Consider the following 17,900-nt stretch of genomic DNA (forward strand, 5'->3'; position numbering starts at 1 on the left):
GTGCACAGACGGTGTTCACGATCGATATGCCGTCGATCGAGGACATAGCGCTTCATCCATGCTGTCCAGTGTGGGTCTAGGCAAGTGATATGTTCCCGCTCGTCGGCGGAAATTCAGCGGAGGAGAACTGCCTTGGACGACGCCCTGGTCGCGGCTCTGCGTGCGGACGGCCGGATGAGCGTGGCCGATCTGGCCAAACGCGTCGGCGCGTCACGGTCGGCCGTCTCGGCCCGGCTGGAGCAGTTGAAGGCCGACGGCTCGCTCAACGTGGTCGCGGCGGTCCATCCCGAGTTCCTCGGCCTCACCGCGTACGCGCACCTCGCGATCCGCACCTCGGGCCGGTCTCAGGCCACGACGGACGCCATCGCGGCACTGCCCGCCGCGGCGTTCGTGTCCGCGGTGAGCGGGGAGTACCAGACCGTCGCCGAGCTACGGCTGCCCGATTCCCCGGAGCTTTACCGCACCGTGGCGGACATCCGCGGCTTGCCGGAAGTGGAACAGGTCAACACCCTGGTCTACGTGGACGTGGTCAAGGGCCTGTTCATGCCGGGCCGCCCGCTGCCGCCCTGGTTGCGGCTGGACGACCGTGACCTCGCGATCATGCTGCGGCTGCAGGCCGACGGGCGGGAGAGTTTCGCGCGCACCGCCGAGCACGTCGGGTTGTCACCGTCGGCCACCCGCACCCGCGTGCGCTACCTCGTGGAACACGACGTCATCCGGATCGCGCCGGTGCTCAGCCGCGCCCGCCCGGACGCCGGCCTGGTCTGCGGGATCGGCCTGAACGTGCGGGGCGCCGGGGACGCCGTGACCGCGGCGCTCGCCGCGCGCGACGACACCGAATTTCTGGCCAGGACCATCGGCCGGTTCGACGTCGTCGCCACCATCGCGGCCCAGTCGGCCCGTGACCTCGACCGGGCGCTCGAGGAGATCAGCGGCAGGCCCGACGTGGTGACCGCGGAGACGTGGGTTCATCTTCGGATCGCCAAGGAACGCTACGAGTGGCCTTTGCCGACGGCGGAAGAACTCGCGCGGCGCTGAGGACGGGACAGAGCCGCCACAGCACCCGGACGAACCGTGCCTTCGCGCCGTCCGGTAGGTCCGCCGAGATCACGGGTTCCGTGACCGTCTTCACCACCGTCCACTGCTGACCGTCGGAGGAGTACTCGCGGACGCCGTTGCGGACGAAGTCGTCCGGGCTGGTCGGTTTGCCCATCAGGATGTCCACATGGGACACCGGCTGTGCCGTGCCGAGGTCGACACCGATGGCGTCACCCGCGCGAGGTGCCCAATCGCTCCAGTAGAAGGTCTCGGGATCGCCGTCGACCATCCGGCCGACGACCTCGACGACCGTATGCGGGACGGCCACCTGACCTGGTCGCGGCGTCACCTGCTGGGGTGTCGGCCACACCTTCGCCAGCGGCGGGGACCGTCGAAGGCGGGTCGGCCGCATGCCCGCCACATCTACGGCTACCGGCTCGAGCCCGCGGAGGGTGGCACCCTCGTGACGTCGTACTACCACTGGTCAGAGGTGGGCGAGGAGTGGAAGGAACGCGTCACCTTCCCGGTGGTCCCCGAATCCGCGCTCAAGGCGACGCTCGGGATTCTCGAACGGACCGTGCGGCGGCGAGGCTGAATTCCCCTCCCGCGCGGACGCGGAACACGACACAATGCCTGCCGTGCGAATCCTTTGCGTGGCGGTCGCCCTCGTCCTGCTCGGTGTCACCGGGTGCCAGTCCGACGTTTCCGGTCAACCCGAGCCCGACGGCGACGGGTTCGTGGTCAAGGACGGGTCCCGGCTGCGGTTTCGGCCGGTCTTGACCGAGCTCCCACCGAGTCCGCCGGGCCCGGCGACCGGTTCGACGGCGAACCGCCAGAGCGCGGACCCGGCCGAACAACAGGCCATCGCGACGGCGTTGGACTGCTCGAAGGGGCCGGATCCCTTGGACGGCCGCGACGATCCGGCGCTCCCGTTGATCACCTGCGATCGCGTGCAGGGCACGAAGTACATCCTCGGCCCGGCGTTCCTCACCGGTGCCGATCTCAGTAAGGCGAAAGCTCAGCTCGATACCCAGTCGGGGGGCACGATCATCGGTCTCAGCTTCACCCCCGCGGGCGCGCGGACGTGGGGCGAGTGGACCGCGGCGAACGTCGGCAAGCAGGTCGCGATGGTGCTCAAGAGCCGCGTCCTGACCGCGCCGACGATCCAGTCCGCCATCACCGGCGGGGAAACCCAGATCACCGGCAAGTTCACCCTGGACGAGGCCCGGCAACTGGCGCGCGACATCGCCGGCGGGTGACCTGGCCGCGAGACCGCGACCAGAGGACTACTCGCGGCGAGCGAGAGGGTGCCCGGCTGTCCTGAAGGTGGCCTCCGGGACACGTGGGACAGGCGCCGCGATCGAGGGTGTCGCGAAAGCCACTTTCGCGACACCTGACGTCTGGGAAGTGGCTTTCGCGACACAGCCAGGCGCGGGTGGCTAGGGGTCATGACCACTCACGAAGTCGGCCCTGCACTGGAATATGCTCATCGATCCGGACGTTTGAGCGTTCAACTACTTGAGGAGTTGGACATGGGTTACGAGATCCTGGGCACCCGGCAGGCGCCGTCCTTCGGCCTGGACACCTTCGGCGACGTGGAGAACGGCACGGACGGCCAGCCGGTGAGCCAGGCCGAAGCCATCCGCCAGGTCGTGGCCGAGGGCGTGCTCGCCGATCAGGTCGGCGTGGACTACTTCGGTGTCGGCGAACATCACCGCGCGGAGATGGCGGTGTCCTCGCCGGACGTGGTCCTGGCCGCGGTCGCGGGCACGACCGAACGGATCCGGCTGGGCACGGCGGTCACGGTGCTCAGCTCGGACGATCCGGTGCGGGTGTACGAACGGTTCGCCACACTGGACGCCGTTTCCCGGGGCCGCGCCGAGGTCACACTCGGCCGGGGCTCGTTCACCGAGTCGTTCCCGCTGTTCGGCTACTCGCTGGACGACTACGAAGCGCTGTTCGCCGAGAAACTCGACCTGTTCACGCATCTGCAAGAGGAGAAACCTGTCGAGTGGACCGGGACCGTCCGTCCCGCGCTGGACGGCGCACAGGCCTTCCCGGTCACCGAATCGGGGAGCCTGCCCGCCTGGGTCGGGGTCGGCGGCACCCCGCAGTCGGTGGTCCGCGCGGCCGCGTACGGCCTGCCGCTGGTGATGGCGGTGATCGGCGGGTCGCCGGAGCAGTTCACACCGCTGGCCGACCTGTACCGCCGTGCCTTGAAGGAAGCGGGCCACGCGGAGTTGCCGATCTCCATGCACAGCCCGGGACACGTCGCCGCGACCGACGAACTGGCGGTGGCCCAGCACTTCCCGCACCACCAGGCCGCCTTCGCCAAGATCGGCGCCGAACGCGGCTGGGGCCCGATGTCCCGGGCCGACTACGACGCGATGGCCGGGCCGCGCGGCGCGCTGTTCGTCGGTTCTCCCGAGACCGTCGCCCAGAAGATCGCTTGGGCGGTGAGGGCCCTCGGCCTGTCGCGATTCCAGCTCAAGTACGGGGCGGGCGCGCTCCCGCACGAGCAGCGGCTGGAATCGATCCGGCTTTACGGCGAGCAGGTCGTCCCGCGGGTGAAGGAACTGCTCGGCACGGTCTAGCCTCGGAACCGTGGTGTTCGACTCCGAGCGATTCGACCTTCAGCCGTATGCCGGTTTCGACATGGCCCGCTACGTCCGGCGGACCTATTGCAGCTGGGAGGATTCCGGGTGGCAGTCCCTGCTCGTCCAGCGGTTCGAACACGTTCCGGTCGCCGAGGACCTGCGAATGCCGGCCGTCGCGGATCTGCACCTGGTCCTGCCGCTCTCGGGACGGGCGGTGATGGAGACCCGCGGTGACGGCCGGTGGAACCGTCACCGCTGGGGACGGCTCGAACTCGCCGTCCCCGGCAGGCCGGTGTCGCGTCGCTACCGCGGCGACGAAGCGATGCGCAGCCTTCAGGTGCACGTCCCAGGTGTCACGGTGGAGTCGGTCGCCGCGCGGCTCGGTGGTCGCGCGGTGGACCACGAAGCGATGGCGGCGTCCGTGGCCGGGGGAGACCCGCTGCTGGACGAGCTGGTCCGGGCAGTCGGGAACGCGAGAGAAGAGGACGACCTCTACGCCGAATCCGCGGCCGCCTTCCTCACCGTGCACCTGCTCACCCGCCACGCGCGGAAACCGGGCCCGCCGAGCGCGGGCCGGGAGGACGAACGTGTCCGCGCGGCCGTGGCGATGATGCGCGACCGGCTCGCCGATCCGCTCAGCGTCGCCGAGATCGCCGCCGAAGTACATCTGAGCGTTTACCACTTCATCCGGGTCTTCAAGGAGAAGACCGGCGAGACACCACACCGTTTCCTCGGCGGGCTCCGGATCGAAGAGGCGCGAAGACTGCTGCGCGGCACCGACCTCCCGATCGCCCGGATCGCGGGTAGATGCGGGTTCGCCACTCCCGGCGCCTTGTCGGCCGCTTTCCTGAAGCACACCGGATCGCGTCCTTCCGAGTACCGCAATTCCTGATCGCGGCACCGCAATCCCGCACATGGTGACCTCGGCCGCCCGTTCCTAGGGTGAGGCGTGTGAGTAGTTCTGGAATGCAGTCGTACGACGTCACCGCCGAATCGACGGCGCCGCCCGCCGCGGTGTGGGCACTGTTGCTGGATGCCCGCAGCTGGCCGGTCTGGTCGCGGGTGGAATCTTTGGAAACCGGTGCGTCTCAAGGGCTTTCCGCCGACGGACGAGACGGTGTCGGGGCGGTCCGAGCCTTCCGAACCGGCAAGACGGTCACCAAGGAGCGGATCACCGCGCTCCACCCCGAACGCCGGTTCGCCTACGAGGGCGTGGACGTGCCGGTGATGGTCGACTACCAGGCCGCCGTCGATCTGAGTGAAACACCCGGCGGCGGTACCCGGATCCATTGGCACGGAACGTATCGCGTGGGACGGGGTAGCGCATGGATCTTCCGGTGGTATCTCCGCCGTTTCATGCGGGACATGGCGACCGGGCTCGCCGACCACGCCGGCGGCCCGGCCCGGCGACCATGACGGGGATCAGTGCCCGGCGACGGCCTCCCGGTGGAATCCGGCGATCATCGCTTCGGTGCTCGGCGGGTTGAAGGGCTGCCCGAGTGTGCGCATGAGCGAGTTCACGCTCGGGCGGTACATCCCGGTCTTGCAGTAGCGGGATCCCTCGAACGCGCCGACCGTGCCGCCGTCGGGGGACGGCTTGCCGAGCCAGGTGTGCCACTTGGCGCGACGGTCCCGCATCTGCGTGGCGGTGAGCGCGGACGCGTTGGGCTCCCGGGGTTCGCGGGTGTCGCAAGTGCCGTAGTCGTATTCGTCGGCCAGTCCGCCGATGGAATGCCCGAGTTCGTGGGCGACGATCTGGCTGGCCTGGATGTTGCCGCCCGAGGAGGTCGCGACGCCGCCGCCCGCGCCGCCGTACTTGGTGGTGTTCGCCAGCATGATGACCTGGTCGACGTCCGGCGCGGCCGCGGCGTACTGGTTCGCCTTGGTTTCGTTGACGCACAACAGCCGCTCGATGCCGCCGCACCAGAAGTACGAGCCGAGCGCGGTGTTGCGCCGCACTCCCTGTGTCGGGTCGTTGGTGACGCCGGACTGGGCGGAGACGACGTCGACCTGCCAGAGATTGAACTGCTTGCGGTAGCTCTTGTACGGCTCGATGGCGAACAGCGCCGCGATGCTGGACCGGACGTGCTGCGAATACGTGCCCAGCTGCGTGGAGGTGTAGCCGTCACCGACGAAGACCAGATCGAAGGTGGTCGCGCTGGGGCCGTTGGTTTCGATCGGGGTCACCGCTGCGGCGCTCGCGATCCGCTGCGGCGCCGCTGTTCGGTCCGAAGCCGGACGGGTGACGTCCACCCGGCTGATGGTTCCTCCTGGTTCGAAAGTTTCCATCGAAGTCGTGAACCGGGGAGCCGGGGCCGCCGCCGCGGCAGCGGGTACGAAGCCGACGACGAGGGTCGCGGTCAGCGCGAACATGAGACATGCGCGTCGCATGCGTGCTCCTTGCGGGGAGGGGAGAGGGGAGGGGAAGGGGAGAGGCGGAGTACGAAAAACGATCCCGACTTTCGACGGCTTCCGGCACATCCCAAGTGGCCATAAGGTCCGCGTGATGGATGTCGAGTTACGTCATCTGCGGGTGGTGTGCGCCGTGGCCGACGCGGGCAGCATCACGCGCGCGGCGATCGGCGTCGGGAGCACCCAGCCCGCGCTGACCGCCGCCGTGCAACGGATCGAGCGCGCGTTCGGCGAAACGCTGTTCGTCCGCAGCCGGGAAGGGGTCGTGCCGACGGCGTTCGGCGAATGCGTGCTCGCTCGCGCGCGGACCGTCCTCGCCGCGGCGGACACGATGCACCGGGACGCGGCACGCTGGCTGGCGGACGGGGAGAAGCGGCCGGTCGCGCTGGGCGGGATCGGTGGTTCGATGGTCGTCGAGCTGGCGGACCGGCTCGGTGATTCCGGCCGGGCGCAAGCGGTTTCGGTGACCACCGAGTTCTCACCCCTGCGACTGCTGGATCTCGTGGCGGGCGGGCAACTCGACGCCGCCGTCGTCGCCGACTACCCCGGTCACGTCCTTCCCCCGGCGCCAGGGGTGGCGCTGCGGCCGCTGGCCGCGCAACCGGTGTTCGTGGCGATCGCGGCGGACCATCCGGCCGCCCGCGGCACCGAGATCGACCTCGCCGACCTCGCCGGGGAACGGTGGGTGCTCGGGCCGTCCGACGGTGCAGGCTGGCCCGAGTGTTTCGAGGAAGCTTGTGCGCGGTCGGGATTCCGGCCGCAGGTCGCGCATCGGAGTACGGAACTCCGGCCGCTGCAACGCCTGATCGCCGCGGGCCGGGCGGCTTCCCCGTGCCAGGTGACCTTTCCCGCCACACCGGGGATCGCGATCCGCGCTCTCACGGGAGATCCGTTGTGGATGCGGTATCTGATCGCCTGGAACACCGAAGGTGCCTTCGGCGGGACCAGCGACGTCTTGATCGCCGCGGCCGAGGCGGCCTACCGGTCCGACACCGACAGCAGTCGCCCCTACCGGCACTGGCTCGCCCGCCGTGGCGAACCGGTCGCCGTCCGGCGTGCCATCGGGTGACACCTGGTCGGGGAATTCCCCTGTCGGGGCGGTGGTCCTAGCCTCGGATCACCTCATCGACGAAGGGTAAGAAATTGCGTCTGCGCGCCCTGCTGGCCGCCGCTGTCCTGACCATCCTCACCGCTCCGGCCGCGTTCGCCGCGCCGGACGTCGCCCACGGCTCCGCTGTCCCACCGGGGCAGTTCGGCTTCGTCGCGAAGATCGCGATGACGAAGATCCCGCGCCCGGACGGCTCGACCTACAGCAGCTACTGCACGGGTGCGCTGGTCTCGCCCGGCTGGGTCGTCACCACCGGGCACTGCTTCCACGACGCGCACCGCAAGCGGGTCTCGGGCAAGATGCCGTACCCGACCACGGTGACGCTGGGGCTCGTCGACGAAGCGACCGAATCAGGGGTGGCCCGCAAGGCGATCGAAGTGCGGCAGGCGAAGGAAAACGACGTCGCCCTCCTCAAGTTGGACACCCCGGTGAGCATGGTGACCCCGTTGACGGTGAACCGCGTGCTTCCCGCGGTCGGCCAGCAGCTGACACTGGCGGGCTGGGGCAGCCTGACCGCGACGAATCCCGCTCCGGCGACCCGGATGCAGCAGGGAACCGTCCAGGTGGCCACGGTGGCCCCTACGACGGTGGGGGTCCGCGGCGCGGGCCCGGCGATCACGACCAGCGCCTGCACCTACGACTCCGGCGCGCCGTACTTCGTCCCGGGAGGCAAGAGCGGCGCTTTGGTCTCGCTGGAGACGACCGGGCCGAATTGCCCGCACAGCGGGGTCGAGACGACCTCCCGTGCGGACGTCATCGCGGACTGGATCGCCACCCAAACGGCCTAGACGGTGGGTTCCGTGAGGCTCAGCGACTGTCTATGGAGGACGCTTTTCGAGTCAAATCGGTCTTTTAGCGGCCGTATGCCCGTACGTCAAGGCCTTGTCGCCTACGCTCAGGGTCAATGCCCGGAACGTGAAGTTCAGCGGGCCTCTTCCTTGCGCCAGAGGCCTTCACACGCTGAGCAACCGAGCCGATGCGAGACCACGTCCGCTTCTTGCGGTTGGCCCGATCGCCACGGAATTACTCAACTGGACGCGTGTTCCGCCTCCAAGCACGCGAGTTCGCTGTTTCGGCCGGTGATCGACCGGGTAGCTGCCTGAGCAGGAGGTATCGCCATGACTACCGAGCGAATGACCGCGCCTCCGGCGCCGCCGAACCCCATGCCGCCGGATCCCGGAGTGCCCGATCCCGGAGTGCCCGAGCCGGTGCCGGACCCGGGGAAGCCCGAACCGCTGCCGGATCCCGGGGTCCCCGAACCGCTCCCCGAGCCGGCGCCGCAGCCGGGCGGGCAGTGATCCTCACAGAGTGAACGCGAGCCAAAGCGCGAGCCAGGCGCAAGCCGCGACCGCGACGACGACCGCGAAAACCCGCAGGCCGGCGGTGGCGATCCGGAGCGATGCGGTGGCGTTCTGCTGACGGTGATTGCCCATGATTCCGCCCTCCTTTCAAGATCACCCTCCGCTTTCCCGGCGCTCGCCGCAGCGGGGACGAGTTGGCCGGGTGACCCCATCCGGGTGAGGGCAGCCCGCGATTCGTCCTCTAGTTGCGGTAGTTGGCGGCACAAACTACCGCAACTAGAGGACGAATTGCGGGTTTAGAGCCAGCCGTTGTGTGAGGCGAAGACGCCCAGCTGGAAGCGGCTGGTGACACCGGCGCGATCCATCAGGGTTTCGAGATAGCGGAACAGGGTGCGCCTGCTGACGCCGAGTTCGGCGGCGATCTCGTCGTCCTTGCGCCCGGCCGCGAGCAGGATCAGCAACTCCCGTTCGATCGGCCGGATCGGCTGCTCGGACGCTTGGCCTCGCCGGTCGAGTGGAAGCGCCGCCGCCCACGAGGTTTCGAACAGCCCCTCCAACGCGGAGAAGAGGCTGCAAGGCCGCACGATGACGATGGACTGGTTGCGATCCGCCTCGCGGATGGTCAGGGCGATGGTGGCCGCCCGGTTGTCGAAGAGGGTCAGTTTCACCGGAAGTTCGGGCAACAGCCTGGCCTGCTCACCGGCGCGCAGGCACGGCAGGATGTTCCCGGTGAGATAACCGGGATCGCCGAGTGACGCTCCACTGTAGACACAGCGGTAGGTGATCCCGCGCCGCAACTGCTCCTCCTCGAGGAGATTCCGGTGGCCGCCGGTGAAATAGGGCGGGGAATCGAGACGGCGCACCTGGTGCCGCACCATGGTCGCGAGGTGCTGCAACCGGGGAACGATGGCGTCGCCGGTGACCACTTCGAGCAGATCCTGCGCGTGCGGCATCCCCGAATGCGCCCGCCGGAAGGCTCGGTACGCGGTCTGCACCGCGAGCCGCGCGTCGTGCAGTTCGGCCTGCCGTCGCGTGGTCAGCGCGGCCAGCGCCTCACCGGGGTTGGCGGGGAGGAAATCGGTGCCGTCCACTCCGGACGACACCGCCAGCCCCGCGTCGGCCAGTTCTTTCAATGCCAGGTGGACGGTTTCCGCGTCGCCCTCCCGGCACGCCAGTTCCCCGGCCGACACGGGCGCGCTCTCGAGCATCCGGCGATAGATCCGGGCGGCGGTCTCGCCGAGACCCAGCCTGATCAGTTGCGCGCCGAGTCCGTCGGGGGACATGGCTTAGACGCCCGACGTGTCGCGGATCCAGGTGCGGTTCGCCGCGATGCCGGTGTGCGTGGAGCTGTCCACCTTGTTGCCCGCGATGTGCACGCCGACCTGCTTGCCGCCGACGAACACCGGCCCGCCCGAGTCGCCGCCGTCGGTCAGACCGTCGCCCTCGCGCGCCTTGATCAGTCCACTCCCGACACTGGTCACCGTCATCCGGGCGACCTTGAGGTGGCGCTGCAGGTCGCCGTCTTCGTCGTAACCCCAGCCATAAACGTGTTCGGTGTCACCGGCGGCGACGGAAGTGCCGAGGGAGGAATACGTCGTGCTGACCGAACGATCGAGCCTCAGCAGCGCGATGTCGGCGTATCGGCCGTCGATGATGGGGGCCGCGCCGGCGGCGGGCGCGGCCGTCGCGAGCCCGGCCGCGCACAGCAGTGCGGTGAGGAGACCTCGGATGCGCATGGGTGCCTTCCGCTACAGGGAAACGACGAAAGAAGGGGAATTCGACGGGCCGCCCGTGTTATGGCCGCAAAGGGATCGCCAGGGGTCGCCCGGCCGGATCCGTTGCCGGTTTTCCCATGCTAGGCAAGCGGATACGGCCGTTGATAGCGACTAAAGACGGGAGAAAAGCGCGCCGACTGGCACGGCACCCGGCCGGTCGGCACGGAAGTGCCGATGGCACGGATGCGTCATATTCCGCGGAGCGGGTCAGCGACGACGGCGTTTCCCGGACGGCGCGGCCTCGAGCAGTTCTTCGGCGATGAGGATGGCCCGATCCGACAGCGTCGTGGACAACCGCTCCACCGAATCGCCGATCCGGCCAGCTTCCCGGCGCACGCCCTCGCCGACGGGCTTGCTGTGCCGGTCGGCCAGACCGGCGAGCCTGCTCCCGGAGAGCAGGACCAGATCGGCGAGGCGCTCGCCCAGTTCGGTCACCTGGTTCGCCGTCCTGCCCGCCCGGCGGGCCACCAGGTCCTCGGTCTCCCGGCGCAGCTCACGGACCGCGGATCGCGACTCGGTTGTCGTCCCGGTGAGTGCGGACTTCAGGGTTTTTGTCACGTCCATCAGGGATCGACCTCCACGCGGCTCGCCTGCGTTGAGTGTACGCCCGTACTCCCAGTGTCCGGAATACGGTCCCGCGATTCTCTTTGTGCAGTAGGGGATAGCTGAATCGGCCCGGTCTTGAGTGGACAGCCATGTACTGAGTAAGGAGCGGCGTCCTCCGGCGATTGCCCACAGTATGGCCGAGACGGGCGCCGTGGCGCATCGACCTAGGACGGTGTCCAGTTCAAGACCGCCGGCGGCGTCAAGATCGGCCAGTTGCACAACGGGGCGGCATCCTCGCGATGAGCGGCGCCCGCGGCGGGCTCGCCCGGCCGTCGCGAGACGAGGTCACCCGAACGCGGTCAGGGGCCGGGGTGGGCGACCACTCCGGCCCCGTTCAATTCCGCGGGCCCCAGCCCGCCACGGCGAGCCGGAACAGCCGGTCCGCGCGCGCGGCCGGATCCGGATGGTGCTCTGTGGCCAGGACGATGCCGACGATCAACGTGATGAGGTCCCCGACGGTGACCTCCGGGGCCACCACGCCGTCCCGCGCGGCCCCCAGGAGGAGGGGCTCGCCGGCCTTCTCCAAGGCAGCCGAGCAGGAGTTCTCGTGTACCGGGCCGTCATAGGCGAGGGTGGCCGCCAGTCCCCGGGCGGAAACGCAGTAGGCGACGACGTCTTCGAGCCAGTCCATCAGCGCGGCCCCGCTGTCGCCCTCGCCGGTCAGTTCGACCGCGCGGGCACACAGCGCCTCGATCCGGTGCGCGGACACCGCCTCCAGCAGGGCGCGGCGGGTGGGGAAGTGGCGGCGGACGGTCGCCGAGCCGACGTTGGCGACGCGGGCGATCTGTTCCAGGGACGCGTTCGCACCGTGGGCCGCGACCTCCTCCTCGGCGGCCGCGAGGATCCGCGCGTAGTTGCGCCGTGCGTCGGCGCGCCGTCCGTCGGACATGCCTTCACCTCGATGGTTGCGTAAGTGGCGGGGCCCGCCATATCGTAGCGGACGATAAACGGCGGACCCCGCCACTTATGCTCACGAAGGAGCGATCATGTCTTCAGAACCCGTTCTGGTCACCGGTGCCACCGGCAGGCAGGGCGGCGCGACCGTCCGCGCCCTGCTCGCGGCGGGCGTCCCCGTCCGCGCGTTGGTGCGGGACCCGGCCGGGGCCGAGGCCGTCGAGGCGCTCGGCGCGGAACTCGCCGTCGGGGATCTGCACGACTTCGATTCCGTGGTCCGGGCCGCCAAGGGCGCCCGTGCCGTGTTCTCCGTGCAGATGCCCGGAATGAGCGTGGAAGGTTTCGACTTCGCCGGGGAAGTGACCCAGGGCGTGAACCTCGTCGAGGCCGCGAAGGCCGCGGGGGTGCCGCAGTTCGTGCACACGTCCGTGTCAGGCGCGGGACAGCACGTCGAGGCCCCCGGTTGGGCCGAGGGACGCTGGGCTTCGATGGAGCCCACGCTGGGCGCCAAGGCCGCGATCCAGGACCGTGTCCGGGCGGCGGGTTTTCCGCGGTGGACCCTGCTCAAGCCGGGCTTCTTCATGGAGAACTTCTTGCCTGCCATGAAGTTCCTGTTCCCGCGAGGCGTCGAGGGCGGTCTCGTGAGCGTCCTCAGGCCGGAGACGCGTCTGTCGCTGGCGGCGGTGGACGACATCGGCACGGCGGCCGCGGCCGCCATCGCGGAGCCGGAGCGGTTCGACGGCGTCGAGCTCGAACTGGCGAGTGATTTCCTTTCGATGAAGGAGATCGCCGCGATCCTGTCCGACGCTCTTGGCGTACGCCTGCCCGCACCGGAGATGACGGTGGAGCAGGCGTCGGCCGCGGGAATGCCGCCGATGGGCGCCTCGCACGAGTGGTTGAACGCCGTCGGCCAGCCGGGGCGCCCGGAGTACGCGACGGAGCTGGGCCTTCCGCTCACCGGGTTCGAGGAGTGGGCCCGGAAATACCTGCGCCCCGGCGCCTGACCCGTGTGATCGTCGAGGCGCGCCGGCCCGGCGAGGGGCGTTTGACAAAGCGGAACAGTGATCCGTATGTTTGTGGAACACTGTTCCGTTTAGTTCGCCGACCCGAGGGAAGACAAGTCATGAGCTTTTCGGCCTCCGCCCCTGTCCTGTCGATCAGTCCGGTGGTGCTGCCTTTCCCGGGCCGTGCCGTGGATCTGCGAGTCCGGGTCTCGGTGCCGGTGACCGGCGACAGGCTGCCGATCATCCTGTTGTCGCACGGCCAGGGCCATTCGAACCACCTGTCGTCGCTGAACGGCTATGCGCCGCTCGTGAACCATTGGGTGACGCACGGGTTCGCGGTCCTTCAGCCCACCCACCTAAGTTCCAGGACGCTGGATTTGGGGTCCGATCACCCGGAAGCGCCCCTGTATCAACGATCCCGGGCCGAGGACATGATCGGCATCCTCGACCGGCTCGACGAGATCGAGGCCGCGGTACCGGGCCTCGGCGGGCGCCTGGACCGGGACAAGGTCGCCGTTGCCGGGCACTCGATGGGCGGGCACACCGCGAGTCTGCTGCTGGGCGCGCGGTACACCGAACCCCGCACCGGAACGGAAGTGAACCTGGCCGAACCCCGGATCTCCGCCGGAGTGCTGCTCGCCGCACCCGGCCGCGGCGGCGACGCCGTCACCGAGTTCGTGGCGGAGAATTACCCCTTCTTCCTGAGCGCGGATTTCTCCGCGATGACGACCCCCGCGCTCGTCGTCGCCGGTGACAAGGACGCTTCGGCACATCTGACGGTCCGCGGCCCGGACTGGCACGCCGACCCGTACTTCCTTTCCCCGGGACGCAAGACTTTGCTCACCCTGTTCGGCGCGGAGCACGGGCTCGGCGGGATCTCCGGCTACGACGTCGCCGAGACCACGGACGAGAACCCGGGGCGAGTGGCCGCGGTGCAGTGGCTCACGTCGGCCTATCTCCGCAGCGAGCTGCACCCGGGCGATCCCGCTTGGCGGGAGGCGGCTGACGCGCTGGCCGCCGAGTCCGATCCGCTCGGACGGATCGAGTCGAAGTAGGTCCCTGACGAAGTCTAGTTGACAAATCTCTAGATGAGTTGTCTACTAGTGGCATGGTTCTTTCCCGTCTCATCCTGGGGCTGCTCGCGCTCGTGCCGATGACCGGCTACGACCTCAAGCGTCATTTCGAGTCGACCGTCGGGCACTTCTGGGCGGCGGACAAAGCGCAGATCTACCGCACTCTCGCCCAGCTCGTCGCCGACGGGCTCGCTGAGGTCGAGAAGGTGGCCGGGTCCGGGGCGCCGGACCGGCAGGAACACCGCATCACCGCCGCGGGGCGGGCGGCTCTCGCCGGGTGGCTGGCGAGCGAGCCGGAGCGGCACGTCGAACGAGATCCCTTTCTCGCGCGGGTGTTCTTCGGCGCGGACCTCGACGATGACGGCTTCCGCGCGCTGCTGGCGGGACGTCGCGAAGCGACTCGGGCCCGGCTGGAGCAGTTCGAACGGACGCGGGCCGAGTCCGCGGCGTCCGACCGCGCCAGCCGGTTGCGACTGTCTACTTTGGACAACGGAATCGCGCACCTGCGCGTCGAACTCGACTGGCTGGACACGGTCGAAGAGGAGTTCGCGTGAGCACGTTCCCCGAGGTGCACCCCGCCGGGACGGCGACGGCGAAGCGGCCGGTGGTGCTGCTGCACGGCGGCAATGTCGCGAACTGGATGTGGATGCCGCAGTTGCCCGCGTTCGGCGACCGGACGGTGTTCACGCCGGATCTGCCGGGCTTCGGCGAGCGGGTCCGCGAGGGCTGGCCGGGGCTGGACGCGGTGGCGGACGACGTCGTCGCGAGAGTGACCGGGCACGGGGTCGACGGTCAGTTCGATCTCGTCGGGCTTTCCCTCGGAGCACTCACCGCGTTGCGTGTGCTGGCGCGGCATCCGGACCGGGTGAGTTCGGCGTTCCTCACCAGTGCGCCGCTCTTGCCCGCCGGTGCCGGGATGCGCCTGTACTGCGGGGTGCAGCTGGCATTCCTGCGAGCCCGCTGGTTCTGGCGTGCCCAGGCCGTGGCCTTCAGGCTTCCCGGAGACTCGCGCGACCGGTATGTCGAGCACGGTGTCTCGGTGCGCCGCGAAACCGAGTCCGCGATGGTCGCCGAAGCGTGCGCGGGCGGGGCGCCCGAGGAGGTCCGTCGCTACTCAGGCCCGCTGCTCGCGGTCGCGGGGGAGAAGGATTCCGCCGCGGTGCGGCGATCCCTGCCGGAAATCGTGCGGGCCGCGCCCCAGGCGCAGTCACGGCTCGTGCCGGGGATGCACCACATCTGGAACGTGGAGGACGCCGGACTGTTCAACCGGGTCCTTCGTGCGTGGCTCGACGGGACCGTGGATCCGTCACTCGTCAGCGCACCGCCGGTTCCACGGTGAGCGTGCCCGCGTCCCAGCCGATCTACCAGGACGTCGACGAGCGTCCAGCCGCGAGCGGCGTAGTCCTCGAAGCCGGCCGAGCGAGACCGCGTTGCGAGTCGTCCACGCGGTGATCGTGTCAGAGCACCGGGATCTCCGCCCACACCGTTTTGATCCCGGCGCCGGTGTCCACCCCCCAGTCGGTACTGATCGCCTCGACCAAGGCCAGCCCCCGCCCGTGCGGGCTCATCGGATCCCGGTTGACCACCCGGTGCGGTTTCAGTTGCGGGCGGCGGTCGTCGACTTCGACGCGGACCACGGCACGTCCGGAAGGGAGGGACACCCGCAGTTCGGTGACGCCGTCGGCGTGTTCGTGCGCGTTGGCGACCAATTCCGTGGTCAGTAGCTCGGTGTCGGCCACGGTGCCCCGGCCGACTCCGCCGAGCCGGTCGCGCAGCCATGCCCGGACTTCCCGCAGCGGGGGCGCGCTGCCACTGGGGAATTCGTAGGCGTGGCGTGTTCCGGTTCTACCCATGCGTGTCTCCTTAGCGGGTTTTCCCAGCTGGGCCAAGAGCATGGGCGCATGGGCTGAGTACCCAGGAGGGAGGGTACTCACACTCCTTCCGCTGTGGAGCTCGAGAATCACCGGCCTCGCGGGGGCTCCTCCCGGCCGGCGATCGCGGTCACCCGGATCTCCACCCGCATCCCGGGCGCGCCGAGGGCCGGGACGCCGATCTCGGTCCAGATGGGCGCGCGGTCGCCCATGCGCTCGCGGAACTGCGCGACCATCACGCGGTTGTGGGCCTCGCCGATGGTCTCGGGGGAGTCCGGGACGTGGTAGGAGTTCACGGCGATGACGTCGCGCCAGGTGGCGCCCGCGGTGGCGAGGGTCCGTTCGACGTTCTCGAAGGCCTGGACGATTTCGGCTTCCAAGGACTCGGGGAAGTTCCAGTCGTCGTCCCAGCCGCCCTGCCCGGAGGTTTCGATGCGATCGCCGACGCGCACCGCCTGGCTGTAACGCATCTCGGCCAGCTGCTGGTCGCCGTAACCGGGGGTGGTGAAGAACTCCGGCTTGGTCATGGTGATCCCTTCGTTGACTTCATTCTTGAAGTCAAACCTAGCACGAATTCGCTTCACGCGTGAAGTGGCGCCACGGTGGGTAAGGTTCCGGCATGGCCACTTCCGCTACCCCGGACCCGGACGACGCGCTGTGGCTGACCCCGTCCGAGAAAGAAGCCTGGACCGGTCTGGTCTCCCTGGTCCTGCTGCTGCCAGGGCGGCTCGAGTCGCCGCTGCAGCACGAAGCCGGTCTGACGTTGTTCGAGTATCTGACCCTCAGCCATATTTCGGAGGCCCCGGAGCGGCGGCTGCGGATGAGTGAACTGGCCTACCTCGCCAACGGTTCGCTCTCTCGGCTGTCCAATGTGGTCAAACGCTTCGAGGAACGCGGATGGGTGCGGCGCTCGCCGGATCCCGCCGACGGCCGGTACACCCTCGCCGCGCTCACCGACTCCGGCTACGACGTGGTCGTCGCCGCGGCCCCCACGCATGTCCGTTCGGTGCGGGAGCTCGTCCTCGACCCGCTGACCGAAGACGACCGGCAGGCGCTGGCCCGGATCGCCGCGAGACTGAGGGCGAGGCCCGCCGACCTGGCCTAGTGTCGCGTGATCAGACGGCGATCATGCGTAATTGGACGGCGGTTACGCGCACTGGCAGTCTCATTCGGCGTCGTCGGCGATGTCCAAGACCATTCGGTCCGATCCGGTATAGCCGTTTGCTCTGGCGGGGTGCCGTGTCCACTCCGGGAGGTCCGGTCAGGAGAGGGCCTTGACCGCGACCGCCGTGGCCTGCGCGAGCAGCTTGTTGTCGATCCCGGCGTCCTTGGTGGCCCGGTCGGTCAGCACCGAAAGGACGATCGGCGCCCGGTTCGGCGGCCAGATGACGCCGATGTCGTTGCGCGTCCCGTAGCTCGCGGTCCCCGTCTTGTCGGCGACCGGCCAGCCGGGGACTCCGGCACGGATGTTCGTGTCGCCGGTGGTGTTGGCGCGCATGATGTCGACCAGGATCTTGCGCTTGTCCTCGGGTAGGGCGTTGCCGAGGGCGAAGGCACGCAGGCTCACGGCAAGGGCGCGAGGTGTGCTGGTGTCCCGGATGTCGCCGGGAGCGGTGTCGTTCAGTTCGGGTTCGATCCGGTCGACGTGGCTGGTGGTGTCACCGATCCCGCGCAGCACCGCGCCGAGGCCCGCCGGGCCGCCGAGTTCGCGGAAGAGCAGGTTGCCGCCGGTGTTGTCGCTGTAGCGAAGGGTGGCATCGATGACGTCGCGGAGCGGCATGCCGGTGTCGACGTGCTTTTCGGTGACCGGCGAGTTGGAGACCAGGTCCTGTGCGCGGTAGGTGACTGTCCGGCCCAGGTCCGCGATCGGGGTCCGTTGCAGGACGCCACCGGCGCTGAACGCCTTGTGCGTCGAGGCGTAGGCGAACCTCTCGTCGGCGCGGAAGGCGACCTCGCGGCCGGTCGCGGTGTCCACCGCGTACAGCCCGAGCCGGGCGCCGAAGGCGCGTTCGAGCTGCTCGAAGTCGGCTCGTCCGGCTGTCGCGACCGGGGCGCTGACGGGTGCGGCGGCAGGCGGCTGCGCCGGGGCGGGAGTGGAACACGCGGCGAGTGACACGACCGAGAGCGCCAGGAGCGCGGCTCGGCCTGCCCACCGGCGGGAGATGACGGACACGGGTGACTTCCTTTCAAGATCGTTCGATGTCCGCAGTCTGTCCATCGC

Annotated in this window: 24 protein-coding genes; 14 read left to right on the top strand and 10 right to left on the bottom strand. The window is 69.3% G+C overall.

The window, feature by feature from the left end; all coding sequences use genetic code 11:
• The first annotated feature begins 132 nt into the window (after positions 1-132).
• A complete protein-coding gene (locus tag BS329_RS30745) occupies positions 133-1,038 on the top strand; it encodes an Lrp/AsnC family transcriptional regulator (RefSeq protein WP_076165063.1) in 906 nt (301 codons plus the stop codon).
• On the opposite strand, the gene BS329_RS30750 is transcribed toward BS329_RS30745, so the two are convergent.
• Positions 929-1,327 carry a discoidin domain-containing protein gene (locus tag BS329_RS30750; RefSeq protein WP_244197357.1) on the bottom strand — a complete coding sequence of 133 codons (399 nt, stop codon included), beginning with the start codon at positions 1,325-1,327 and terminating at the stop codon, positions 929-931. The genes BS329_RS30745 and BS329_RS30750 overlap by 110 nt on opposite strands.
• On the opposite strand from BS329_RS30750, the gene BS329_RS44815 reads away from it, so the two are divergent.
• The 5 genes from BS329_RS44815 to BS329_RS30775 all read left to right on the top strand — a co-directional run bounded on the left by BS329_RS44815 (position 1,226) and on the right by BS329_RS30775 (position 5,051).
• Positions 1,226-1,633, top strand: coding sequence for an SRPBCC family protein (locus BS329_RS44815; RefSeq protein WP_244197358.1), 408 nt, complete (start codon positions 1,226-1,228; stop codon positions 1,631-1,633). The two genes, BS329_RS30750 and BS329_RS44815, sit on opposite strands and share 102 nt — an antisense overlap.
• Before the next feature lie 34 nt (positions 1,634-1,667).
• The gene (locus BS329_RS30760) at positions 1,668-2,297 is read left to right on the top strand and encodes a SecDF P1 head subdomain-containing protein (protein WP_244197359.1); all 630 of its coding nucleotides are present in this window, start codon (positions 1,668-1,670) and stop codon (positions 2,295-2,297) included.
• 273 nt (positions 2,298-2,570) lie between these two features.
• On the top strand, positions 2,571-3,632 hold the full coding sequence (locus BS329_RS30765; protein WP_076165066.1) for an LLM class flavin-dependent oxidoreductase: 1,062 nt from the start codon (positions 2,571-2,573) through the stop codon (positions 3,630-3,632).
• A gap of 10 nt (positions 3,633-3,642) precedes the next feature.
• Positions 3,643-4,527 carry an AraC family transcriptional regulator gene (locus BS329_RS30770; RefSeq protein ID WP_076165068.1) on the top strand — a complete coding sequence of 295 codons (885 nt, stop codon included), beginning with the start codon at positions 3,643-3,645 and terminating at the stop codon, positions 4,525-4,527.
• A gap of 74 nt (positions 4,528-4,601) precedes the next feature.
• The gene (locus BS329_RS30775) at positions 4,602-5,051 is read left to right on the top strand and encodes an SRPBCC family protein (protein ID WP_076165070.1); all 450 of its coding nucleotides are present in this window, start codon (positions 4,602-4,604) and stop codon (positions 5,049-5,051) included.
• Between the two features lie 6 nt (positions 5,052-5,057).
• On the opposite strand, the gene BS329_RS30780 is transcribed toward BS329_RS30775, so the two are convergent.
• Positions 5,058-6,026 carry a M64 family metallopeptidase gene (locus BS329_RS30780; RefSeq protein WP_076165072.1) on the bottom strand — a complete coding sequence of 323 codons (969 nt, stop codon included), beginning with the start codon at positions 6,024-6,026 and terminating at the stop codon, positions 5,058-5,060.
• A gap of 115 nt (positions 6,027-6,141) precedes the next feature.
• Between BS329_RS30780 and BS329_RS30785 the strand changes: the two genes are divergently transcribed.
• The 3 genes from BS329_RS30785 to BS329_RS43995 all read left to right on the top strand — a co-directional run bounded on the left by BS329_RS30785 (position 6,142) and on the right by BS329_RS43995 (position 8,453).
• Complete coding sequence (locus BS329_RS30785; RefSeq protein ID WP_076165394.1) at positions 6,142-7,116, top strand: LysR family transcriptional regulator; 975 nt, start codon at positions 6,142-6,144, stop codon at positions 7,114-7,116.
• Positions 7,117-7,190: 74 nt separating this feature from the next.
• Positions 7,191-7,943: a S1 family peptidase gene (locus tag BS329_RS30790; RefSeq protein WP_076165073.1), complete on the top strand. Its 753-nt coding sequence runs from the start codon at positions 7,191-7,193 to the stop codon at positions 7,941-7,943.
• A gap of 330 nt (positions 7,944-8,273) precedes the next feature.
• The gene (locus BS329_RS43995) at positions 8,274-8,453 is read left to right on the top strand and encodes a hypothetical protein (protein ID WP_076165075.1); all 180 of its coding nucleotides are present in this window, start codon (positions 8,274-8,276) and stop codon (positions 8,451-8,453) included.
• A 3-nt stretch (positions 8,454-8,456) separates the two neighbouring features.
• Here the strand turns inward: BS329_RS43995 and BS329_RS45230 are convergent, their stop codons facing one another.
• The 5 genes from BS329_RS45230 to BS329_RS30815 form a co-directional block, all read right to left on the bottom strand.
• Positions 8,457-8,588, bottom strand: a complete 132-nt coding sequence (locus BS329_RS45230) for a hypothetical protein (protein WP_279628209.1) — start codon at positions 8,586-8,588, stop codon at positions 8,457-8,459.
• Positions 8,589-8,752: 164 nt separating this feature from the next.
• Positions 8,753-9,739: a helix-turn-helix transcriptional regulator gene (locus BS329_RS30800; protein WP_076165076.1), complete on the bottom strand. Its 987-nt coding sequence runs from the start codon at positions 9,737-9,739 to the stop codon at positions 8,753-8,755.
• Positions 9,740-9,742: 3 nt separating this feature from the next.
• Entirely contained in the window at positions 9,743-10,192 is a 450-nt protein-coding gene (locus BS329_RS30805) for a trypsin-like serine protease (protein ID WP_076165078.1), read from the bottom strand.
• Positions 10,193-10,438: 246 nt separating this feature from the next.
• Positions 10,439-10,795: a hypothetical protein gene (locus tag BS329_RS30810; RefSeq protein ID WP_076165079.1), complete on the bottom strand. Its 357-nt coding sequence runs from the start codon at positions 10,793-10,795 to the stop codon at positions 10,439-10,441.
• Between the two features lie 376 nt (positions 10,796-11,171).
• A complete protein-coding gene (locus tag BS329_RS30815) occupies positions 11,172-11,726 on the bottom strand; it encodes a TetR/AcrR family transcriptional regulator (protein ID WP_076165081.1) in 555 nt (184 codons plus the stop codon).
• Between the two features lie 97 nt (positions 11,727-11,823).
• On the opposite strand from BS329_RS30815, the gene BS329_RS30820 reads away from it, so the two are divergent.
• The 4 genes from BS329_RS30820 (at position 11,824) to BS329_RS30835 (ending at position 15,147) form a co-directional block, all read left to right on the top strand.
• Positions 11,824-12,735, top strand: a complete 912-nt coding sequence (locus BS329_RS30820) for an NmrA family NAD(P)-binding protein (RefSeq protein WP_076165083.1) — start codon at positions 11,824-11,826, stop codon at positions 12,733-12,735.
• 119 nt (positions 12,736-12,854) lie between these two features.
• On the top strand, positions 12,855-13,790 hold the full coding sequence (locus tag BS329_RS30825; protein WP_076165085.1) for an alpha/beta hydrolase family protein: 936 nt from the start codon (positions 12,855-12,857) through the stop codon (positions 13,788-13,790).
• Between the two features lie 53 nt (positions 13,791-13,843).
• Positions 13,844-14,362 carry a PadR family transcriptional regulator gene (locus tag BS329_RS30830; protein ID WP_076165087.1) on the top strand — a complete coding sequence of 173 codons (519 nt, stop codon included), beginning with the start codon at positions 13,844-13,846 and terminating at the stop codon, positions 14,360-14,362.
• Entirely contained in the window at positions 14,359-15,147 is a 789-nt protein-coding gene (locus BS329_RS30835) for an alpha/beta fold hydrolase (protein ID WP_076165089.1), read from the top strand. Before BS329_RS30830 ends, BS329_RS30835 begins: the two co-directional genes overlap by 4 nt.
• A gap of 118 nt (positions 15,148-15,265) precedes the next feature.
• On the opposite strand, the gene BS329_RS30840 is transcribed toward BS329_RS30835, so the two are convergent.
• Positions 15,266-15,661, bottom strand: coding sequence for an ATP-binding protein (locus tag BS329_RS30840; protein WP_076165091.1), 396 nt, complete (start codon positions 15,659-15,661; stop codon positions 15,266-15,268).
• Between the two features lie 107 nt (positions 15,662-15,768).
• Positions 15,769-16,206 (bottom strand): Rid family hydrolase, encoded by a 438-nt coding sequence (locus BS329_RS30845; protein WP_076165093.1) that lies wholly within the window; start codon positions 16,204-16,206, stop codon positions 15,769-15,771.
• A gap of 92 nt (positions 16,207-16,298) precedes the next feature.
• Here BS329_RS30845 and BS329_RS30850 point away from each other — a divergent pair, with 92 nt between their 5' ends.
• Positions 16,299-16,784, top strand: coding sequence for a MarR family winged helix-turn-helix transcriptional regulator (locus BS329_RS30850; protein WP_076165095.1), 486 nt, complete (start codon positions 16,299-16,301; stop codon positions 16,782-16,784).
• 156 nt (positions 16,785-16,940) lie between these two features.
• On the opposite strand, the gene bla is transcribed toward BS329_RS30850, so the two are convergent.
• Positions 16,941-17,810: a class A beta-lactamase gene (gene bla / locus BS329_RS30855; protein WP_425266387.1), complete on the bottom strand. Its 870-nt coding sequence runs from the start codon at positions 17,808-17,810 to the stop codon at positions 16,941-16,943.
• Positions 17,811-17,900: the final 90 nt, after the last annotated feature.

Source organism: Amycolatopsis coloradensis (assembly GCF_001953865.1).
GTDB lineage: Bacteria > Actinomycetota > Actinomycetes > Mycobacteriales > Pseudonocardiaceae > Amycolatopsis > Amycolatopsis coloradensis.